Source organism: Aggregatibacter sp. 2125159857, assembly GCF_017798005.1.
Classification (GTDB): Bacteria; Pseudomonadota; Gammaproteobacteria; order Enterobacterales; family Pasteurellaceae; genus Aggregatibacter.
Genome location: NZ_CP072548.1, coordinates 856,993 through 878,282, shown reverse-complemented (window position 1 = coordinate 878,282; position 21,290 = coordinate 856,993). Strand labels below are relative to the sequence as shown.

Below are 21,290 nucleotides of genomic sequence, written 5' to 3'. Positions count from 1 at the left end.
GATTTGCTCGTATCAATGTTAAAATTGCGCGTAGTTATACCATATTTGAGATAGGAAACGAAATGTTAGATGAGGAAGCAATTTCCCTGTTTCGGGCTGAAATGAAAGGCGTGAAACCGTTAAAACAGGATACTTTTGTGGCTGCACGCCCCCATAAAAAGAAAGCACTGGCAACGATAAAAGAACAGCGTGAACAACAGGATACGTTATTTTATTTTTCTGATGAATATGAGCCGTTGTTAAATGAGGAAAGTGCGGTCAAATATTTGCGTGAAAATGAAGATTCCCATTTGTTGAAACAATTACGGCGTGGTGATTTTTCACCGGAGATTTTTTTGGATTTGCATGGCTTAACGCGTGAACAGGCGAAATTAGAGCTGGCGGCATTAATTCAAACCTGCGAGAAAGAGCATCTTTATTGCGCCTGTATCATGACAGGTTACGGCACTTATACGTTAAAACGCCAGATTCCCCGTTGGCTAGTGCAACACCCGAAAGTGCGAGCATTGCACCAAGCCCCAAAGGAATGGGGCGGTGAGGCAGCCATTTTGATCCTGATTGATGTTTAACAACATTTATGAACGGCATGGTAAAGCGGCGGTAAAATTTGGTTGATCATGCTAAGTTGCTGCATTGGAATGTGTCCTTGCAGCTGTGCCGCTTTATGATTTTTTTCTAAATGGCTTTGTGCCTGTTTCAAACTCACTTCAATGTTATTTTGTAATTTCTCGAAAACCATCGGTGTAAGCTGTTCAATATGCTCTAAAATGTAAATAATTTTCTTCGCTGCCGGATAAAATTCCGCCAAGAAAAAAGTGCTTTGTTGCATTTGTTTCATTTTACTGCGGTAAGCTCCTAGCGTAGAAATGTAACTCAGCAGAGAATAGTTAATTTTTAAAAGCTCAAATCCTGCCTGCAAATACGCCTGATATTTTTTCGGCTCATGGTTCATGTTGGAAATGGTGGCGCTTAATGCCGAAGCATATTCATGGGCATAGCGGCGGGCAATGCGGTATTTCAAGTTATCGCCTTTGCCAAACTGTAATTGACTGATGATATACAACAAATATTTCGCATCACTTTTAATTGCCTGACGGCTAACTTTATCCAACTGTAAATACTTCCAATCCGGCCATAAGTAAGATACGGCAAACCAAGAAATGGTCGCCCCGATCAGGGTGTCAATGACGCGAGAATAAAGCGCTTGTTCCACATTAAAGCCCATCACATCAAAGCTGAAAATCACCTGTAAGGTAATAAAGAAAGTGGAAAAGCTGTAATTATTGGTACGGAAAAAGAAAAATAGCGTGCTAGTCAGCACGATTAAACCTAATTGTAACTCCAGTGTTGGATTCGCATAAGGCAGAAGCGATGCCAGAATGACGCCAAGAATAGTACCGACAATTCGCTGTTTTAGTCGCAGTTTAGTCGCCGTGTAGTTAGGCTGGCAGACAAAAACAGCGGTTAATAACACCCAATACGCCCGATCTAAGGGCAAAAATTCGCCGATAGTACAGCAAATAAACACCACAATCGACAAACGTACCGCATGACGAAACAGTTGCGAATTGAAATTAAAGTGGCTACGCAGGGCAAGCAGGATATTTTTAAAGCCGGTAATTTGCTCCGTATAAATTTGAGCCGTATCGGTTTGTTCCAACTCGTTCACTTCTTGATCAATATGACGTAATTGATAGTCAACGCTTTTTAAATTATCCAGTAATGTTTGGAGATTGATAAGATTTTCGGTTTCTTCAATATGGCTATTACTATAAAGCTCGAACGATTGATTTAATCCGTTAATGGCTTTTTCTAAACGCAAGTCATAACGGTAGGTTTTATTTTGTTGCAAACTTAGCGCAATATCACGGCAAGCTTGGGCTTGGAGTTCCAGTAAGCGTTGAATACGAAAAATTAAATCGGTATTTTTCAGGTGTTCCGCAAGGGTTTGGTAGTCAAAATGATTAGAGCTGATGCGCTCATGAATATCTTGCGCAGAAAAATAGTAGCGAATCATTTTGGTCGTACGGCTGTGGCGGTGTTGTCCTCGAATACGATAAAACAGCGCCGTTCTCGTCTCATTAAATGCACTTATCAGTTCACTATTTTTCATTGCCATGGCGATATGCTTATTTTCAATTTGCTCAATATCGTCAGGATCAAAAAAAGTGGCTTTCGCATCAAGGTAATTGGCTAGCGCAATAAACGATTTTGCAACGCTTTCCTGTACGGGACGGTTAGGAAAAAATAAATGCACACAAAGAGTGGTTACGCTATAAAGCAATGTTCCGCACAAAATCATCAATGGATTCATATACCACACGGTTTCCGGCAAATACGTCAGTGTGGTGTATAGCGCCACAACCAACGTACCGAACGCGATGGTGCTATAACGTTGCCCGATTGCCCCAATCATGGTGAAAACAAAGGTCATCGCCGTCATCAACACCATAAATTGGAAATTATGGTTGATGCTTAGTTGCACACTGATGGTAGAAACTGAAAATGCGAGCAGCGTATAAAGTACATTTTTGATTCGACCGGTTAATCGGTTATCTAAATCTACCAAACCGCCGGCAATGATGCCTAATACCAAGGGCATACTTTGTTCGGAAATATCAAAATACCAAATGGCAATCACCGCCAAATTGACGGCGATAAAAATCGGAATGGAGGCGATAACTTTTGCATTAAACCAGTGATTCATGCGAAATCCTTAAGACTACTTATAAAAACGATCATATTGCGTTGCGTGTTGTTGACGAATCAAATCCACCATCGCTTTAGGAACAACCCGTTGCCCCACTGGAAATAACGCAATTCTGGCGATATGAAAATTTGCCAAGCCGGTTGGGATACCGATGATAGTTAGACATTGAGAAATGCCACAAAAAACATGGGCAAGAAACAGCCACCAACCGAAAAGAATGAACCAGACAACATTGAGCAACGATCCGAGGGAATTTCCCACCGCACTTTTGGGTTCCAAATACTTCACATGAATTAAATCGTTGCCGAAGGGAACCAATGACATTTTACAAATTTCCCAACAGCTACGCGTATAAGGCAATGTAACGATCAAGACGGCGCTCATGAGGGTGGCAAATAACCACCCTAACGTGGTTGCAAACCCGCCAAGGACAAAATTGAGAATATTGAGAATCAGGCTCCAATTCATAGCAATGTCTATTTTAAGCGTTCGTTTAAATAACCTTGATAGTCCGGAATACGAATATCGCAGGTATCATTAAAAAATGGCGAAGAAATCAGAAAATCGGCACTTGCCATATTCATAGCAACCGGAATATTCCAAACGGTGGCAATGCGCATTAACGCTTTAACATCCGGATCATGCGGCACAGCATTCATCGGATCCCAAAAGAAAATCATTAAATCAATTTTATTTTCAGCGATTAAGCCGCCGAGTTGTTGATCGCCACCCATTGGGCCACTGAGTAAGCTATTCACAATTAAACCGGTTTCACGATGAATGAGACTCCCTGTGGTGCCTGTACCATACAGGGTATGATGCGCTAATAAAGTGCGGTGCATTTTACACCAGTTTATCAAATCCGCTTTACAGTGGTCATGCGCCACTAGGGCAATGTGTTTATTCGCCGACAATGTGCGATAAGTCGTTTGCATAAGTGCTCCTAAAATAAAAAGTGAGCGAACAAGCTCACTTTTCGGACATCAATGAATGAGAAGAAATCACCGATTATTTTTGTTTTTTCGCCCAATCAATAAAACGTGCTTGGGTTTCTTTATCGGCTTGTTGATACCAATATTGCAACATTTGTTCTGCCACATTTTCACCTTGTAATGTCACCTTGCCTTTGTTGACTTTACCGGCTGCAGCAGTGCCACCAACAGCCACTGCGGCTGGTGCTGTACCGGCAAATGCCGCCACCGCAGCAGGCGCGCCAGAGGCGTTATATTCACTTAAGTCTTTGATTAAGCTCACTGAAGGGAAGAAACCTTCTTGTTTTAAATATTCTTGCTGGTTCGCAATGTCTCTTCCGGATGGCGTTTTTACACTGATGATCGGTGCCTGTTTAAATGCATTTACATCACGTTCATTTTGTAAACGAGGTGCAGAAATAAGGATATCATCAGGAGTTCCCTGAAATGCCACAACGATCGGATCAGACTCAAACAAAACACGGTCAGAGCCGCTTTGAATAATTTCGGATACTCGCACGACCACTTGGTGTTTTTGTGTATCATTCACGTTAAATGCATGATTCTCTTTTAACATGGATTTAGCCGGTTTTTGACCATCAATGGCTAAAAAATCAATATTCGATGAACCGGTAACTACGCCGGCAAAGCTCGCCGTACTGGCTAAAAATGTTGCAGCTAATGCAGCGAAACGAAATTTCATATTTACTCCTGTTTTGAAGGGCATTCATTAAAATTAGATGACACTCTATAAAATAAAGCGTAGTTTGTATGCTATGCCAAATTAGCGAAAAATGAAAATAAAAAATACGCATTAGGCGTGAGTTTTTGTATTTTTTCGCACATTTTAAGGAGAAGGCTGATGATCAAAAAACGCTTTCGTATTTACGGTCATGTACAAGGCGTTGGATTCCGTTATTTTACTTGGCAATATGCGCTGAAAATCGGCGTAACGGGATTTGTGCGTAATCTTGCCGACGGTTCTGTGGAAGTTATCGCCGCCGGTTCAGAAAGTCAAATTGACGCATTAGATGCTTGGTTACAACATGGTCCTCGTACGGCTAGTGTAAATCAAGTGCTTGTCGAAGATTATCTTGGTGACAACACATGGACAACCTTTCAAGTTCAACACGACACGATTTGATTAATACAATAGCGTAAAACGGCAACCTCTCACGGAGATGACAAGAACATGGCGCTTTTGTTTTTTTGCGGTTCTCGATAAGAAAACGCGTTGATGCGGTTTTACCGCACTCGCAAAGGATATGAAATCGCCTTATCTCATTCCCCAACACCACGCCTAAAATCATGCACGACATAATGAAACCATTGCAAGGCGGTTCTATCTACGTATAATCACGCCTTTATTTTTAGCGAGGAAAAAGATGAGAAACACAAATTCAAACCTTTTTTTAGTCATTCTGCTTGGCGTACTTTCCGCCTTTGGACCTTTTGTCGTGGATCTTTATTTGCCGTCTTTGCCACAATTAGCGCAATTTTTTGCGACGACGCCTTCGATGACGCAACTGACGCTCACCACAGCAATGATTGGGTTAGCCGTAGGACAACTCCTGCTTGGGCCGATGAGTGACAAATTTGGTCGTAAAAAGCCGCTGATTCTATCGTTAGTAATTTATATTATCAGCACGGTATGCATCATCTTTTCGCCAAATGTTGAAACCATGATTGTATTGCGTGTCGTGCAAGGGCTTTCCTCTGCCGGAAGTGTGGTGATTTCTCGTGCGGTGGCGACAGATTTATATCGTGGTCGTGAAATGACACGCTTCTTTGGTCTATTAATGACAATCAATGGCATAGCGCCCATTATTTCCCCTATTTTAGGCAGTTTATTACTCGAGTATGTCAGCTGGAAAGGCGTGTTTGTTTTCTTAGCGCTAATTGGTCTGGTGGTGCTGGTATTTTGCTTCCGTTTAAAAGAAAGTTTAATGCCGGAAAATCGTTTATCAGGTTCTATCCTTTCAACTTTTTCCACCTTTGGCATCATTGTCAAAAATCGCTTATTTATGAGCTACGTGGGCATTGAAAGCTTTTTACTTGGTGCCATGTTTGCTTATATCGCTGCGTCACCTTTTATTCTGCAAAGTTTTTATGGATTAAGCGCTTTTGCTTTCAGTTTATGTTTTGGTGCCAACGGGGCAGCACTGGTGATTGGTTCAAATATCGGTGGAAAATTGCCAAATCGCACCGCACTTTCTCTTGGCGTACTTGGCTTTTTTGTTGCCGCGCTTTACACCATTATTCTATTACTGATTCAACCTTACTGGTTCTTCGTCGAAATCGGTTTCTTCTCAATGTTGCTCATGATGGGATTAACGTTCCCGGCAATTTCTTCGTTAGCCATGGAAAGTGAACGTCAGTATGCCGGCAGTGCGTCCGCATTACTTGGTTTTTCCCCATTTTTCTTAGGCGGTGTGGTATCGCCGCTAGTCGGAATGGGGAATATTTTTTATTCAACGGCAGTGGTGATTTTCATTTGTGGTTTGCTCGCCGTGGGAATTTATCTGATGATTAAAAATCAAATTGTGGATACGCAATAATTGGCTTGCCATGCGTGATGCATCAATCCCACGTCTAAAAAACGTTTTTTATGACCGCACTTTAATGGTTTATTGAATGTCAGACATGGCACTGAAACGCAGTTTGATTTTGCTATAAATAAGTGCGGTTAAAAATACCGCTGCTTGTAACAAAATAATGCAAGGTCCTGTAGCACCGTCAATATGATAGCTGATAATTGTGCCAAAGAGACTGGTACTGATCGAGGTTACCAAGGCAATGGCAATCATATGATCAAAGCGCTTGCTTAAAATAAATGCCGTAATGCCCGGGGAAATAAGCATCGCAACAACTAAGATCACGCCCACCACTTGCATGGCGCTGACAATCGTTAAGGCAAGGAGAATCAGCAAGCTGTAATGCAAAAGTCGAGGCGATAATCCCACAATTTTGGCTTGCGTAGCATCAAAACAATAAAGTAGAAAATCTTTCCGGCGCAAAAAAATGACGAAAAAAACGACCGCACTTATGACAAGCGTTTGTAGCATTTCCGCATTGCTCACACCAAGCAAGTTCCCAAATAAAATATGGGTTAAATGTTGATCCGTTTCAATTTTGCTAAACAGGACAATCCCAAGCGCAAACATTCCTGAAAAGACAATCCCCATGGCGGTATCTTCTTTGATGCGGCTATTTTCTTTTAAATATCCCACACAGACAGAACAGAGCAATCCTGCGACAAAGGCACCGATGGTTAAAGGCAAACTCAACCAGAAAGCCACCACAATGCCCGGCAGAACAGCATGAGATATTGCATCTCCCATCAACGACCAGCCTTTCAACACTAAATAGCAAGATAGCATGGCGCAAATAATGGAGACTAATAACGCCGTGATTAATGCGTTTTGCATAAATGGATAGGCGAAAGGCTCGGTGAACCATTGATAAATAGCATTCATTGTTGCACCTCTTCTTTCGTGATTGGTTTACGCTGGCGGATTAAGCCGTATTTTGGCGAAAAAATAAAAGCCAGCAGGAAAAGTGCGGTCTGAATACAAACAATAACGCCGCCTGTTGCGCCATCCAAGAAATAGCTGATATAAACGCCAATCGCGCTGGAAAGAATGCCTAGGATAACGGCAATCATGGCAAGGGTTTTAAAGCGATCAGTAAGCAAATAAGCGGTGGCACCCGGTGTGATCACCATGGCGATAACTAAAATCGCACCGACGGTTTGTAATGCGGCGACGACACAAGCGCTGAGTAACGTAAAAAACAGCACTTTGTAATAAATTGGGCTGAGCCCTACCGAGGTCGCATGGACTTCATCAAAGAAAATTAATAACAGATCTTTCCAAAAAATAAGCAATAAAATCAGACTAATGCCGATGATGATTGCCACTTGAAGAATATCTTCGTCTGCAATACCTAGGATGTTACCTAACACAATATCTTGCACATTGACGGAGGTAGGATTAAGGGAAATGATCAACAAGCCGAGCGCAAAAAAGGTGGTAAAAATGAAACCGATAACTGCATCTTCCCGCAGTTTGGTAATGGATTTGACCCATAAAATAGACACGGCAGCTAAGATACCGGAAAAGAAAGCGCCTAATGCATAAGGCAGAGAAAGCGCATAAGCGATGGCGACACCAGGAACAACCGAATGGGAAAGGGCATCACCAATGAGTGACCAACCTTTCAGCATTAAATAAGCAGACAAAAAAGCACAGACACCACCAACGGCAGAACTGAGCAAAATGGCTTTCACCATATAATCATAGGAAAAAGGCTCCAGTAATAGATCTAACATTAGGGTTTTTCCTCTGATTTACAGTGTTTTACAATCGGTGCCGGTGGATCGACTTTGGTTTTACCATAGAACACCGCAGCCCGTTCATCATCAGTAAGTACGGTCACTGCACGTGGATCTTCATCATCGTGCAAATCTGAACCCAGTAACTTAATGTGGCGCAATACGCCACCAAAGACCAATTCTAAGTTATGTTGATTGAACGTGGTTTCTGTTGAACCGGCGGCGATGACCGTACGATTAATCATCACCACCTGATCGCAAAAATCCGGTACGGAACCAAGGTTATGCGTAGAGACCAAAATAAGATGCCCTTCGTTGCGTAATTGCCCCAGTAAATCAACGATGGCATTTTCGGTTTGCACGTCCACGCCGGTGAAAGGTTCGTCTAATAAAATAATCTTACTTTGTTGAGCAAGCGCGCGAGCGAGAAATACGCGCTTTTTCTGCCCACCGGAAAGCTCGCCAATTTGACGATGGGCAAGGTGCTCAATGTTCACCCGTTGCATGGCTTCTTGTACTTTTTGCTTATCGGTTTCACTTGGGCGGCGCAAGAAATTCATGTAGCCGTAGCGTCCCATGAGCACCACATCATAAACAGACACTGGGAATTGCCAGTCCACTTCTTCCGATTGAGGCACATAAGACACCAGGTTTTGCTTTAATGCCTGTTTAATTGGTAGATGACACAACGTAATATTGCCTCGTTGTGGATGAATCAATCCCATTAGGCTTTTAAACAAGGTTGATTTGCCGCTTCCATTTACACCCACAAGGGCGCAGGTGGTGCCACCTTCTAAACGAAAGGTGACATCGTGGATAGCGGTGTGGCCGTTGTTATAGCGAACCGTGACATCTTCAACACAGATCGAGGCAATATTCGATGACATTATTTTTCAAATCCTTTTGCGATAGTGGAAACGGTCGTGTTCAATAAATCAATATAGGTTGGTACCGGACCTTTTTTATTGGAAAGGGAATCCACATAAAGTACGCCACCGTATTTTGCGCCGGTTTCTTTCGCGACTTGTTTTGCCGGTTTAGGTGAAATAGTGCTTTCACTGAAAACAACCGGAATGTTGTTGGCTTTAACGGTTTCAATCACTTTGCGAACCTGTTGTGGCGTACCTTGTTGTTCTGCGTTAATCGGCCATAAATAGGCTTCTTTAAAACCATAGTCACGAGTGAGATAGCTGAAAGCGCCTTCACTGGTGACCAACCAACGTTGAGCTTCCGGCACTTGTGCTAATTTTTCGCGAAGCGGTTTATCCAACTCTTTGATTTTTTGTGCATAAAGTGCGGCGTTTTTTTCGTATGTTTCTTTATTTTGTGGATCGTATTTTACCAACGCATTTTTAATGTTCTCAATATAAATCAATGCATTGGAAGGGGACATCCAGGCGTGCGGATTTGGGTTGCCGGTATAAGGACCTTCATTAATAGACATTGGCTCGATACCCTCAGTCACAACAGCCGCTGGTTTGTCTTTCACGTTTTGGAAGAATTTTTCAAACCAACGTTCAAGATTTAGACCGTTCCATAAGACTAAATCGGCAGATTGGGCTTTCACAATATCTTTTGGGGTCGGCTCATAATCATGAATTTCAGCACCAGGTTTGGTGATTGATTCCACGGTAGCCGCATCACCGGCGATATTTTGCGCCATGTCTTGAATGATGGTGAAGGTGGTCACTACTTTAAATTTTGCATAAGCTAAGCTGCTGCCTAAACTCAATGCAAGCACACTGATTAATGTCGCGAATAAACGCATGTTTTTCTCCTTAGAAAAGTTTTAGTTATAAAATAACAACATAAGTTGCGGGGATGATTATATTCTTTTATTTTTTAAATGCAAATGATTCGTAAATGACTTATAAACATTTTGCCGGTTTTGGCAACCCAGCTAATTTGGTTGCTTGTTTTGCCGGACCGTCAGGAAACAAACGTTGTAAATAACGGCTATTGCCTTTGTCTTCCCCCAGTTTTTGTGCTGTGGCTTTTACCAACATACGAATAGCCGGTGAGGTTTTGTATTCCTGATAAAACGCCCGCACAAAATGAATGATTTCCCAGTGGGCGTCAGTTAATTCCAAATTCTCTAATTTCGCAATGGCTTGCGCGACTTCGATATTCCAATCATCAATATTGAGCAAATAACCCGAAGCATCGGTTTCAATGTGTTTATTATTGACTTCAAGCATGATAATAACCTTAGTATTTATAGGGGAAGATTATATAAAAACGCCCCAAAAAAGGGGCGTTGAATTTATCTATCAAATTAATAATTAATCTCTAGAAGAGAAGAAGGAAAGTAAGTTTAACAAACTGATAAACAGATTGTAGATAGACACAAATAAACTGACGGTTGCTCGAATATAGTTGGTTTCACCGCCATGAATAATGTTACTGGTTTCATACAAAATTCCCAGGGTGGAGAAAATCACGAATAACGCGCTAATTCCCACGTAAAGTGCCGGGAATTGGAAGAAGAAACTCGCTACCATGCCAAGTAATAACACCACGAATAAGGCTAGAATCGTACCGGATAAGAAAGACATGTCTTTCTTCGTGGTTAAGACATAAGCGGAGCAAGCAAAGAATGTCGCTGCGGTACCGGCTAAGGCTAACACGATGGCATCCCCCAAACCTGCGCTCACATAGGCATTTAAAATTGGCCCTACGGTGTAACCTAAGAAACCGGTGAAGGCAAAGGCAGATAAAATTCCTAATGCGCTATTCGCTAAGGCATTAGTTAAGAAAAGCAGCCCATAGAAACCTACAAGCATGATGATAAGCCCCGGTCTTGGTAAATTCATCGCCATGGACACATAAGCTACCACAGCGGAAAAGGCTAATGTTAACGCTAACAAGAAATAGGTGTTACGCAACACTTTGTGCGTGCTAAGCAACGATTCTTCTCTGCTGCCAACAATAATACGAGATTGCATAAAAGCTCCTTTTTTGTAAAGAAAATAATCGATTGAGATCGCTGTGTAAGGTAAGGGCTGAGACGCTAAATGTCAATTGATCCGTGAATATTTAACATTGAAAAAAATTGGACTCAATAACCACCGCACTTTCATTTAGATGATCGTCATTTATTCATCATGAAAAATAAAAATTTTCTATTATTCACAATAATTAACAAATAATTCTTCAAACAAACCTAGATTTTATTAAATTATTTAATAATAAAGGCATTATTTTAGATAAATTTTATCACTTGCTTTCATTTTTTTTTTTTGATTTATAATTTTGCCGTTATTTTTATATAACATTTAATTCAATATTTAGTAAAAAATAAAGGAGCATGACAATATGTCAAAAATCACATTTTCTACTCTCATACTCAGTACTTTGATGATAAGCGCTTGTGGAGGCAGTGGTGGAAGCAGTCATTCCGATCCTCAACCAATTCCTTCTACGCCAAACAATTCGTCTACAACAACCACGACGCCGTCAACACAGCAGGAACCGACACCGGCAGCAACCCCTTCCAATTCCCATCCTCAGGTGGCTGAAAAAACAGCAACATCACAGCCTCACCAAATTACGCCACCAACACAGCAAGAACCGACGCCGGCAGCAACCCCTTCCAATTCCCATCCTCAGACATCGGAAAAAACAGCAGAATCACAGGCGCAACAAGAACGCCCACAAGCACAACGTCCTCCTGTCACGCCATCTGTTCCATCTACGCACTTAACGCGTTCTGATCTTACTATTTCCCAAGATGAATTTAAGAAGGGTATGCTGGAAAACATACCGGTTCGCTCAGGTAACACCAAAGTCGGTACCCTTTCCGGCTATAACCGCACTTATTCCTTTAACGGCGCATTCAAAAAGGAAGAAGGCAAGGATGTACAAACACTGCTTGTTGACAACATGGCAATCCAGATTATTGGGAAAGTATCTCAATCTTTTGCCGGACTCTCCTCCACTATCGCCTCACGTTGGCTTAGCGCTGCTTGGAATGCAACAAAAGATCCTACGCGAGACATTTTCTACATGGGAAGCGAAACACCTGTTGAAAATATTCCACAACACGGTGTTGTTACCTACCAAGGCAATGCAAGCCGTTATGACAATGTCAAAAATCAGGTTAAAAACATCGGTGATGCTAAATTAGTCACAAACTTCGATGATAAAACAATCTACGGCGAGTTGGATATGGCTTACCCTCGAAGAAATATTGCACTTCACCAAGCGCCAATTGTCGGAAATAGCTTCCAAGGCAAAGCGATTGCGGAAGGAAACTTGCCTTTTTTCATAAGCCGTGACGGTCAATACGAAGGTAAATTCTTCGGTCCTCATGCAGAAGAAGTCGCCGGTAAAGCAACATTTAGCGGAGAAACGCTTATCGGCCAAGTAGAAAGTTTAAATACCAGTTTCAGTGCAGAACAAACTAAATAAAAGGACACCATAATGAAAAAAATGATTGTCAACACAGCATTACTCATTGCCCTTAGTACGTTACTTAGCGGTTGCGAAATGCAGATGCAACACCGAGTTGAAGAATGGTATAAAGAAGGGGTCAGTAAAAAAGACACCGACACAAAACTCGCTAAATGCACCTACGATGTAGGCATGAATAAAGTAGCGCCTCTCCAAGAGCAAACCTTGATTACTGCCTGTATGAAAGCAGATGGTTTCCGTTGGCGTGTCAGAATGGTGAATTAAATCAGCTAAAAGTGCGGTGGGAATTTCTTGTGTTTTTAATTATGCGCAAACAAAAGGATTCCACCGCATTTTATGCAAAAAATATTTCTAATACACATTGCTCAAACAATCACCTCCCTATTTTCCCCTACTCTCATTCAACGCCCCTTACCTTGTCATTTCTCATCACTGCCAAAATCCGCTATAATGCCAGCCATTTTTCAAGTGCCGAGATCAATATTCCTGTGGCACGTTCATTTATAAGAGGTTTTTATGACAACTCCTGTAGTTGCCTTGGTGGGTCGTCCAAACGTGGGCAAATCCACCCTATTCAATCGCCTAACCCGCACCCGTGATGCCTTAGTCGCTGATTTTCCCGGTCTGACGCGCGACCGTAAATATGGCCAAGCGCATCTTGCCGGACACGATTTTATCGTCATTGACACCGGCGGTATCGACGGCACGGAAGAAGGCGTAGAAGAAAAAATGGCGGAGCAATCATTACTTGCCATTGAAGAAGCAGACATCGTTTTATTCTTAGTAGATGCCCGTGCCGGCTTAACGTCAGCAGATATCGGCATTGCAAACTATTTGCGCCAACGCCAAAACAAAACCACCGTGGTGGTTGCCAACAAAGTGGACGGCATTGATGCTGATTCCCACTGTGCAGAGTTCTATCAATTAGGCTTAGGTGAAATTGCGCAAATTGCTGCCTCTCAAGGGCGTGGGATCACAAGCTTGATGGAACACGTGCTTGCCCCATTCGCAGAGCAAATGGCAGAAACGACAGAAGAAAGTGCGGTCGAAAATACCGATGTTTCTTCCGAAGTCGCTGAATTTGACGAATGGGATGAAGATTTCGATTTTTCAAACGAAGAAGACACCGCACTTTTAGATGAAGAATTAGCGCAAGAGCAAACACCGGATAAACAAAATATCAAAATCGCCATTGTGGGACGCCCAAACGTAGGGAAATCCACATTGACTAACCGCATCTTGGGCGAAGATCGCGTCGTGGTTTACGACATGCCGGGCACCACCCGCGACAGTATTTACATTCCAATGGAACGCGATGGACAAAATTACACGTTAATCGACACGGCGGGTGTACGCAAACGCGGTAAAGTGCATTTAGCGGTAGAAAAATTCTCTGTGATCAAAACGCTACAAGCCATTCAAGACGCCAACGTAGTGCTATTGGTTATTGACGCCCGTGAGAACATCTCTGATCAAGACTTGTCCCTCCTCGGCTTTATTTTAAACGCCGGCCGTTCTTTGGTGATTGTGGTCAATAAATGGGATGGACTGGACACCGATGTCAAAGATCGCGTGAAATCCGAGTTAGATCGTCGTTTAGATTTTATTGATTTTGCCCGCGTGTACTTTATTTCTGCTTTGCACGGCAGTGGCGTTGGCAATTTATTTGATTCCGTTAAGGAAGCCTATGAATGCGCCACACAGAAAATGACGACATCTATGCTCACTCGCATTCTACAAATTGCGGTGGACGAACATCAGCCACCAATGATTAGCGGTCGCCGCGTGAAACTAAAATATGCCCACCCGGGTGGTTACAATCCGCCAATCATTGTGATTCATGGTAACCAAGTGGATAAACTACCAGATTCTTACAAACGTTATTTATCCAACCATTTCCGCCGTAGCCTCAAAATTATCGGCTCGCCGATTCGTCTGCAATTCCAAGAAGGGAACAACCCATTTGCCGGCAGACGCAATAAACTCACGCCAAACCAATTACGTAAACGTAAACGCTTAATGAAGTTTATTAAGAAATCCAAAAGATAATGCTAATGACAGACCCGATATTCCTATCGGGTCTTTTTAATTCAAGTGCGGTCAAAAATAAACACATTGTTATAGCCCGCCGTATCGTAAGGAATATTAAAAATTTTCATCAACTTTCAGAAAATTATTAATTTGCATAATATGCCTAATTCCGTCATTCTAGCCTCGTACAGACGTTTAGCCGTCTAAATTATTTAATCTATCGAGGAATTAACATGACAACATTTCATTTATCGGGTTTCCCACGCGTAGGGGCAAAACGTGAACTTAAATTTGCCCAAGAACGTTACTGGCGCGGTGAAATCGCTGAAGCTGATTTATTAGACATCGCAAAAAAACTGCGTGAAATTAACTGGCAACACCAAGCCAATGCGAATGCGGATTTTGTAGCGGTGGCAGATTTCACTTTCTACGATCACATTTTAGATTTACAAGTCGCAACAGGCGCCATTCCTGCGCGCTTTGGTTTCGACAGCCAAAACTTAACCTTGGATCAATATTTCCAATTGGCACGTGGCAACAAAACACAATTTGCCATTGAAATGACCAAATGGTTCGACACCAACTACCACTATCTTGTGCCGGAATTCCACAAGGACAGCCAATTTAAAGCCAACCCGGCGCACTATGTGCAACAAATCCGCGAAGCGAAAGCCCTTGGTCACAAGGTAAAACCCACCCTCGTTGGCCCATTAACCTTCCTTTGGTTAGGGAAAGAAAAAGGTGCCGCATTTAATCGTTTCGATTTGTTAAACAAACTCGTGCCGGTTTATGTGGACATCTTAAACGCATTGAGCGCTGAAGGCGTGGAATACATTCAAATTGACGAACCGGCTTTAACCCTTGATTTACCGGCAGAATGGATTGCCGCTTATAAAGCGGTTTATGCCACGTTTGCTGCGCAAGTCAATGCCAAACTCTTGCTTGCCACCTATTTCGGATCTGTGGCAGAACATGCGGATTTATTGAAATCCTTGTCGGTAGCCGGTCTTCACATTGATTTGGTGCGTGCACCGGAACAAGTGTATGAATTCGTTGATTACGACAAAATCCTTTCCGTGGGCGTAATTGACGGACGTAATATCTGGCGTGCGAACTTAAACCAAGTGTTAGATGTGGTTGAACCACTAAAAGCAAAATTAGCTGAGCGTTTATGGATTGCTCCAAGCTGTTCCCTACTCCATACGCCTTATGATTTGGCGGTGGAAACCCAACTGCAAGCCAACAAGCCGGAGCTTTATCAATGGTTGGCGTTCACCTTGCAAAAAATTCAAGAATTACGCGTCATTAAGACCGCACTTGAGCAAGGACGTGAAGCGGTGCAAGCAGAGCTTGATGCTAGCCAAGCGGCAGCTGACGCGCGTAAAAACTCTCGTGAAATCCACCGCACTTGTGTGGCGGAACGTTTGGCAAACCTGCCGAAAAATGCCGATCAACGTAAATCGCCATTTGCAGAACGGATTAAATTACAAAATGCGTGGTTAAATCTACCGTTGCTCCCAACCACCAATATTGGTTCCTTCCCGCAAACCACGGAAATTCGTCATGCCCGTGCCGCCTTCAAAAAAGGCGATCTCAGCTTGGCGGATTACGAAGCGGCAATGAAAAAAGAAATTGAATTCGTGGTGCGTGAGCAAGAAAAATTGGATTTAGACGTGTTAGTGCATGGCGAAGCGGAACGTAACGACATGGTGGAATACTTCGGTGAATTGCTGGATGGGTTTGCATTCACCAAATTCGGTTGGGTACAAAGTTACGGTTCCCGCTGCGTCAAACCACCGGTCATTTACGGCGATGTCACCCGTCCGGAACCAATGACCGTGCGTTGGTCACAATATGCCCAAAGCCTCACCAACAAAGTGATGAAAGGTATGTTGACCGGCCCGGTAACGATTTTACAATGGTCTTTCGTGCGTAACGACATTCCACGTTCCACGGTGTGTAAACAAATTGCGGTGGCGCTTTCTGATGAAGTGTTAGATTTAGAAAAAGCCGGCATCAAAGTGATCCAAATTGACGAACCGGCGATCCGTGAAGGTTTACCGCTTAAACGCGCCGATTGGGACGCTTACTTACAATGGGCAGGCGAAGCTTTCCGTTTAAGTTCAATGGGTTGTCAAGATGATACGCAAATTCACACACACATGTGTTATTCCGAATTTAACGACATTTTACCGGCTATTGCCGCCCTAGATGCCGACGTGATCACCATCGAAACCTCGCGCTCCGACATGGAATTGCTCACTGCCTTCGGTGATTTCAAATATCCGAACGACATCGGTCCGGGCGTGTACGACATCCACAGCCCACGTGTACCGACCGCAGAAGAAATCGAACATCTTCTTCGCAAAGCGTTACAAGTGGTACCAAAAGAACGCTTATGGGTCAACCCGGACTGTGGTCTAAAAACCCGCGGCTGGCCGGAAACTATCGCCGCATTAAAAGTGATGGTGGATGTCACGAAGAAATTACGTGCGGAATTCGCGTAATTTAACGAAAAAAGAAAAGCTGAATCTCGGAAGAGGTTCAGCTTTTTATCTTTCTATTGCTTCTCCTGTTTTAATCGCCACAGTTGATACAGATTTACAGCGACTAAAAAGATATTCAATAACGCAACCGGATAAGTCTGTTTAACGAGCCCATAAATGACGAATAAAATTGCGCCAATACAATTAACGGTTCTGAGGGAAACTATCGATTTGAACAAAAATGAGGCCGCGACAAAAAAGGTCGCGGTGTAACCTAACAGTTCAATAAAATCTATGCCAAACATAATCGTCTCAATTCTAGAAATAAAAGGGCGGCTATCATATTGTAAATTTGACAAAAAGCAAGCCTGACTTCGGCACTCGACTGAAAAGTGCGGTGATTTTTCAACACGTTTTAAGCATCTTGCCATTTCACGAAAATTCATTACGTCATTCCATGGTGTTCGCCTGCAACATAAAATGACGTGTATCTGTTCGCTTTCTCATCACCTTTTTCTGTATAAACCCTCACCTTGTGCTAGAATGGCGACCTAATTTTAATCATGATTTTATTTAGGAAACGTTATGTCCCAACATAAATCCGGACTCTCTTTTCTCTGGCTAAGTGCGGTCGCTTTTTTGCTTGATTTGCTGACAAAGTACATTGTGGTACAAAAATTTGATTTGTATGAAAGCGTGAATATTCTGCCGGTGTTTAATCTCACTTATGTGCGCAATTATGGCGCGGCATTCAGCTTTTTGGCAGATCACGATGGTTGGCAAAAATATTTCTTTATTCTGTTGGCTATAGGTATTTCCCTTATGCTGGCGTATTTCATGAAAAAAAATCGCGCCGATCAAACATTACAAAATGCCGCCTACGCGCTCATTATTGGTGGTGCACTTGCCAATATGGTCGATCGTGCCTACAACGGTTTTGTGGTGGATTTCTTTGATTTTTATTGGGATATTTATCATTATCCGGTGTTTAATGTGGCGGACATTGCCATTTGTATCGGCGCCGGTTTGCTGGCATTAGATGCCTTTAAAGGTGATAAGAACAAACAAAAGAGCGGTCAAAAATGAAGATAATTTTAGCCAATCCACGCGGTTTTTGTGCCGGCGTCGATCGTGCCATCAGTATTGTTGAACTGGCGTTGGAAATTCACGGTGCGCCGATTTATGTCCGTCATGAAGTGGTGCATAATCGCTTCGTGGTGAATGGGTTACGTGAACGCGGCGCCATTTTTGTCGAAGAACTGAGTGAAGTGCCGGACGGAGCGATAGTCATTTTCTCCGCCCACGGCGTATCTCAAGCAGTACGTCAAGAAGCCAAAGATCGTCGCTTGAAAGTCTTTGATGCCACTTGTCCGTTGGTGACCAAAGTACATATGCAGGTGGCGCGCGCCAGTAAAAAAGGCACGAAAGCGATTCTCATCGGGCATAAAGGTCACCCGGAAGTGGAAGGCACCATGGGGCAATATAGCAATCACGAAGGTGGCATTTATCTCATTGAAAGTATTGAGGATATTGCTAATCTCCCGGTGAGCCACAACGATGATTTAACCTTTATGACGCAAACCACGCTGTCTTTAGATGACACGGCGGAAACCATCAGTGCATTGAAAGAAAAATACCCTGCGATTCAAGGCCCCCATAAAAACGACATTTGTTATGCTACAACCAATCGTCAACAAGCGGTGCGCGAACTGGCAAAACAATCGGATTTAGTGGTCGTGGTCGGCTCCAAAAACTCCTCTAATTCTAACCGTTTGGCGGAGTTGGCTTCTCGAATGGGGGTGGTGTCTAAGTTAATTGATGATCCCAATGATATTCAGCTGGATTGGTTTAACGGCGTGCAAACCATTGGTGTTACCGCAGGGGCTTCTGCGCCGGAAGAATTAGTGCAATCGGTGATTGCGCGCATGAAAGCATTTGGCGTCACGGAAGTGGAGGAATTACAGGGGCTTGAAGAAAATATGTTCTTTGAAGTGCCAAAAGAATTGCGTGTCAAAGAAGTGAATTAATCCCTTTGTTCATTTAACCCATTAAGGCAACAAAAGATAGGCGATAACACCACGATTTCTTGGAAACCCACGATGCGATATTTGAAACACACTTCCATTTCTCTGCTCATGTTGACCGCACTTTCGTTTTCTGCGTTAGCGCATCAACATCCGCCTAAATCTACGCATAAATCGAATTTAGCTCAAACGCAAGCCCAATGGACAAAAGCACGAAATGCGGATGAACTTAAACGCATAACGCAACGCGCAACATTTTTACAGTTAGAAAATCTGTTAAAAAGTGCGGTGAAAAATAACACTGTTTCTGATAATGCCGAGTTATATCTCAAACTGATTGAATCGTTAAAAGACTATCCTTTGAAAATGGATGCGATGACTGCCTACTTTGACGCACGAATTAAAAGCGTCAATCAAACCACGCCGCCAGAAGAGGTCAACGCCTTAAAACAAGAAATCGAGCAAGCTATTGCACAAAACCCGACACATTTTTTGCGCACGCGATGGGAACAAAGCCTTTTTACCCTTTTCCAGAATGCTAACGATTTGGAGGGATTCGTTCATTATGCGCAACGCGTTAAGCCAAGTTCCTTGGAGATGCAAATAGCTGTATTAAACGCCGAACTTCAGCTTGAAGGCACAGAAAACACAACAGATAAAAAGCAAGATTCCAACGCAAATACCCATATTATTTCTCGTTATGAACAGCTTTGGTTAGCTAACAGCAAGCTACCTAACGATACTCAACTTTGGGCAGCGTGGTATGCTCACGGCGGCAGAACGGCAGCGAAAGTTTATCAAAAAGCGGAAACGCTCTTCGCCAAAAATGACGAAAACGGCTTAGCACAATTAGCCACAGAATTACATCGCATGACCGGCGAGAACGAAGACGAAAAGATGGCCGCCCAATTACAACTGTTGCAAACACTCACCAAAACACCGGCAAGTTTAGCTGAATTCTCCGCAAGATTATCGATGACGGAAAATAACACTGCCCTACTGAAATTCGCCGTGCTACAAAGCTTTCCCCGCTATTTGCGTACATTGCCCGAGAACATGAAAGATCCCAGCTTTGCGCCTTATGCACAATGGGCAAAAAACTGGCAACTGACTGATACAGAAATACGTGAATGGGAAATTGCGTTTTTAAATCGTTTTTTTGATAACGAAAGTCCATTGTTTCAACAATGGCGAGATACAGAACTTCTTAATTTAAACGCGGACAACCTCACCGAACGCCGTTTGCGCATGGCGATTTGGCAAAAAACCGATTTAACCCCGTGGCTCAATGCCCTCTCTGATGAAGGTCGGCAAAAACAAGAGTGGCGTTATTGGCTCGCCAAAACCATCGAGAAAAGCGATAGCCCAAAAACAACAGAAATATGGACCGCACTTTCTCATGAGCAAGGATTTTATCCAATGTTGGCGGCAGCCAAATTAGATCCCCAAACCCGTGGTAAGCGTTATCATTTCGGGCAACCTCAATTACTCGTTGCACCAAGTATTACGGATGAATCTTGGGCGGATGAATTTCAAAAAGTGAAGCCGGCATTGGAGGAAATCGCTGAGTTGCGCCAATTAGATCGCCTCGGTGCCGCGAAACAACGTTGGCGTTTCCTGTTAGAGAATCTTCCTGACGATCAGAAAAAAGAAAAACAAATTGCACTCAGCCAATATGCCAACCAACAAAACTGGTTTGATTTAGGCGTGGATGGCAGCATCATTGCCAAAGCCTTTGATCACATTCAATTACGCCTGCCTATTGCTTATAGTCATTATTACGATATTGCCCTTAAACCTCGCCGCCTCACCTTAAGCAAGCGCAAGCCGCAAGCGTCGCAAAATGCCACATCAATCAGCAAAACCTTTGCAATGGCGATTTCTCGTCAAGAAAGCGCATGGAATCCACAAGCACAATCTTCCGCCAATGCACGCGGATTAATGCAGCTTTTGCCAAGTACCGCCAAAGCAACTGCCAGTCATGCTAAATTGCCTTATACGGATGAAGCGGATTTATTTAAGCCGCTCAATAATATTTTGCTCGGCACGGCATATTTGGCAGAGTTAAATGCCAAATATCCGAATAACCGGATTCTCATTGCTTCAGCTTATAATGCCGGCGCACATCGTGTGGAAAAATGGTTGGCACGCGCCAATGGTAAGTTAGAAATGGACGAATTCGTCGCCTCCATTCCTTTTTATGAAACGCGCGGCTATGTGCAAAATGTCCTGACTTACGATTTTTACTATCAGCGATTGCAAAATAAAGAAGATCCACAAACTTTTAGCAATGAAGAATATGATCGGCTATACTAGGCGCAC

At 43.0% G+C, this 21,290-nt stretch carries 21 protein-coding genes; 10 read left to right on the top strand and 11 right to left on the bottom strand.

What is annotated here, in order from left to right:
• Positions 1 to 62: 62 nt before the first annotated feature.
• Positions 63 to 569: an endonuclease SmrB gene (smrB, locus tag J5X96_RS04475; RefSeq protein ID WP_209364537.1), complete on the top strand. Its 507-nt coding sequence runs from the start codon at positions 63 to 65 to the stop codon at positions 567 to 569.
• On the opposite strand, the gene yccS is transcribed toward smrB, so the two are convergent.
• The 4 genes from yccS to J5X96_RS04455 form a co-directional block, all read right to left on the bottom strand.
• On the bottom strand, positions 566 to 2,707 hold the full coding sequence (yccS, locus tag J5X96_RS04470) for a YccS family putative transporter (protein ID WP_209364536.1): 2,142 nt from the start codon (positions 2,705 to 2,707) through the stop codon (positions 566 to 568). The two genes, smrB and yccS, sit on opposite strands and share 4 nt — an antisense overlap.
• A gap of 15 nt (positions 2,708 to 2,722) precedes the next feature.
• Positions 2,723 to 3,178, bottom strand: coding sequence for a YccF domain-containing protein (locus tag J5X96_RS04465; RefSeq protein ID WP_209364535.1), 456 nt, complete (start codon positions 3,176 to 3,178; stop codon positions 2,723 to 2,725).
• Positions 3,179 to 3,186: 8 nt separating this feature from the next.
• Complete coding sequence (gene mgsA, locus J5X96_RS04460) at positions 3,187 to 3,645, bottom strand: methylglyoxal synthase (RefSeq protein ID WP_209364534.1); 459 nt, start codon at positions 3,643 to 3,645, stop codon at positions 3,187 to 3,189.
• A 73-nt stretch (positions 3,646 to 3,718) separates the two neighbouring features.
• Complete coding sequence (locus tag J5X96_RS04455) at positions 3,719 to 4,384, bottom strand: DUF2057 domain-containing protein (protein ID WP_209364533.1); 666 nt, start codon at positions 4,382 to 4,384, stop codon at positions 3,719 to 3,721.
• A gap of 159 nt (positions 4,385 to 4,543) precedes the next feature.
• On the opposite strand from J5X96_RS04455, the gene J5X96_RS04450 reads away from it, so the two are divergent.
• Together J5X96_RS04450 and J5X96_RS04445 are read left to right on the top strand one after the other, a co-directional pair.
• Positions 4,544 to 4,825 carry an acylphosphatase gene (locus tag J5X96_RS04450; protein WP_209364532.1) on the top strand — a complete coding sequence of 94 codons (282 nt, stop codon included), beginning with the start codon at positions 4,544 to 4,546 and terminating at the stop codon, positions 4,823 to 4,825.
• 241 nt (positions 4,826 to 5,066) lie between these two features.
• A complete protein-coding gene (locus J5X96_RS04445) occupies positions 5,067 to 6,239 on the top strand; it encodes a multidrug effflux MFS transporter (RefSeq protein WP_209364531.1) in 1,173 nt (390 codons plus the stop codon).
• A 69-nt stretch (positions 6,240 to 6,308) separates the two neighbouring features.
• Here J5X96_RS04445 and J5X96_RS04440 read toward each other — a convergent pair whose 3' ends face one another.
• The 6 genes from J5X96_RS04440 to J5X96_RS04415 form a co-directional block, all read right to left on the bottom strand.
• On the bottom strand, positions 6,309 to 7,157 hold the full coding sequence (locus J5X96_RS04440) for a metal ABC transporter permease (protein ID WP_209364530.1): 849 nt from the start codon (positions 7,155 to 7,157) through the stop codon (positions 6,309 to 6,311).
• Positions 7,154 to 8,011, bottom strand: coding sequence for an iron ABC transporter permease subunit AfeC (afeC, locus tag J5X96_RS04435; RefSeq protein ID WP_209364529.1), 858 nt, complete (start codon positions 8,009 to 8,011; stop codon positions 7,154 to 7,156). Before afeC ends, J5X96_RS04440 begins: the two co-directional genes overlap by 4 nt.
• Entirely contained in the window at positions 8,011 to 8,901 is an 891-nt protein-coding gene (gene afeB, locus J5X96_RS04430; protein WP_209364528.1) for an ironABC transporter ATP-binding protein AfeB, read from the bottom strand. Before afeB ends, afeC begins: the two co-directional genes overlap by 1 nt.
• Positions 8,901 to 9,782 carry an iron ABC transporter substrate-binding protein AfeA gene (gene afeA, locus J5X96_RS04425; RefSeq protein ID WP_209364527.1) on the bottom strand — a complete coding sequence of 294 codons (882 nt, stop codon included), beginning with the start codon at positions 9,780 to 9,782 and terminating at the stop codon, positions 8,901 to 8,903. The genes afeB and afeA overlap by 1 nt, the downstream gene beginning before the upstream one ends.
• A 100-nt stretch (positions 9,783 to 9,882) precedes the next feature.
• On the bottom strand, positions 9,883 to 10,212 hold the full coding sequence (locus J5X96_RS04420) for a TusE/DsrC/DsvC family sulfur relay protein (RefSeq protein ID WP_109127751.1): 330 nt from the start codon (positions 10,210 to 10,212) through the stop codon (positions 9,883 to 9,885).
• Positions 10,213 to 10,296: 84 nt separating this feature from the next.
• Entirely contained in the window at positions 10,297 to 10,959 is a 663-nt protein-coding gene (locus J5X96_RS04415) for a Bax inhibitor-1 family protein (RefSeq protein WP_209364526.1), read from the bottom strand.
• 370 nt (positions 10,960 to 11,329) lie between these two features.
• On the opposite strand from J5X96_RS04415, the gene J5X96_RS04410 reads away from it, so the two are divergent.
• From J5X96_RS04410 to metE, 4 genes are all read left to right on the top strand, one after another.
• Entirely contained in the window at positions 11,330 to 12,424 is a 1,095-nt protein-coding gene (locus J5X96_RS04410; protein WP_209364525.1) for a transferrin-binding protein-like solute binding protein, read from the top strand.
• 12 nt (positions 12,425 to 12,436) lie between these two features.
• Positions 12,437 to 12,691 (top strand): hypothetical protein, encoded by a 255-nt coding sequence (locus J5X96_RS04405; protein ID WP_209364524.1) that lies wholly within the window; start codon positions 12,437 to 12,439, stop codon positions 12,689 to 12,691.
• 252 nt (positions 12,692 to 12,943) lie between these two features.
• On the top strand, positions 12,944 to 14,476 hold the full coding sequence (gene der, locus J5X96_RS04400) for a ribosome biogenesis GTPase Der (RefSeq protein WP_209364523.1): 1,533 nt from the start codon (positions 12,944 to 12,946) through the stop codon (positions 14,474 to 14,476).
• A 215-nt stretch (positions 14,477 to 14,691) separates the two neighbouring features.
• Positions 14,692 to 16,965 (top strand): 5-methyltetrahydropteroyltriglutamate--homocysteine S-methyltransferase, encoded by a 2,274-nt coding sequence (gene metE, locus J5X96_RS04395; RefSeq protein ID WP_209364522.1) that lies wholly within the window; start codon positions 14,692 to 14,694, stop codon positions 16,963 to 16,965.
• Between the two features lie 53 nt (positions 16,966 to 17,018).
• Here the strand turns inward: metE and J5X96_RS04390 are convergent, their stop codons facing one another.
• Positions 17,019 to 17,249 (bottom strand): YgjV family protein, encoded by a 231-nt coding sequence (locus J5X96_RS04390; RefSeq protein WP_209364521.1) that lies wholly within the window; start codon positions 17,247 to 17,249, stop codon positions 17,019 to 17,021.
• A gap of 280 nt (positions 17,250 to 17,529) precedes the next feature.
• On the opposite strand from J5X96_RS04390, the gene lspA reads away from it, so the two are divergent.
• From lspA to J5X96_RS04375, 3 genes are all read left to right on the top strand, one after another.
• Positions 17,530 to 18,030, top strand: coding sequence for a signal peptidase II (gene lspA / locus J5X96_RS04385; protein ID WP_209364520.1), 501 nt, complete (start codon positions 17,530 to 17,532; stop codon positions 18,028 to 18,030).
• Entirely contained in the window at positions 18,027 to 18,971 is a 945-nt protein-coding gene (gene ispH / locus J5X96_RS04380) for a 4-hydroxy-3-methylbut-2-enyl diphosphate reductase (RefSeq protein WP_209364519.1), read from the top strand. The genes lspA and ispH overlap by 4 nt, the downstream gene beginning before the upstream one ends.
• Before the next feature lie 72 nt (positions 18,972 to 19,043).
• Entirely contained in the window at positions 19,044 to 21,284 is a 2,241-nt protein-coding gene (locus tag J5X96_RS04375) for a transglycosylase SLT domain-containing protein (RefSeq protein WP_209364518.1), read from the top strand.
• Positions 21,285 to 21,290 lie beyond the last annotated feature (6 nt).